This window comes from Halalkalibacter flavus (assembly GCF_036663575.1).
GTDB lineage: Bacteria > Bacillota > Bacilli > Bacillales > Bacillaceae_D > Halalkalibacter > Halalkalibacter flavus.
Window position 1 is genome coordinate 1 of record NZ_JAWRVK010000390.1, and the last position, 241, is coordinate 241.

Consider the following 241-nt stretch of genomic DNA (forward strand, 5'->3'; position numbering starts at 1 on the left):
GGTCCAATCCATCATGTCTGCAGACGTCGCCCAGCTACAGCTCTGCCTCGATCACAACTGGCTCGCAAAATTCGAAGCACAATTCCCCAATCGTAAACCACCCCTGCTTCTCCGTATTCTCCGCCTGTCGGTAGAAATAAATGCCTTTCTCCGCCAGCTGTCTCCATTGCCGCAGCATGCAGGCCAGACGTGTCCATGATTCACAAAATAGGGACACTTGGGGGTATAATATAAGCGAGTG

At 51.9% G+C, this 241-nt stretch carries 1 protein-coding gene; it reads right to left on the minus strand.

Translation table 11 applies throughout. The annotated features are described in order from the left end of the window. Positions 1 to 11: 11 nt before the first annotated feature. On the minus strand, positions 12 to 197 hold the full coding sequence (locus SAY88_RS25560; RefSeq protein WP_332635241.1) for a hypothetical protein: 186 nt from the start codon (positions 195 to 197) through the stop codon (positions 12 to 14). Positions 198 to 241 lie beyond the last annotated feature (44 nt).

Bases quoted from the DNA above. Each gene is read 5' to 3' on its own strand.
- SAY88_RS25560 (WP_332635241.1), bottom strand. From the start codon at position 197: ATGGACACGTCTGGCCTGCATGCTGCGGCAATGGAGACAGCTGGCGGA.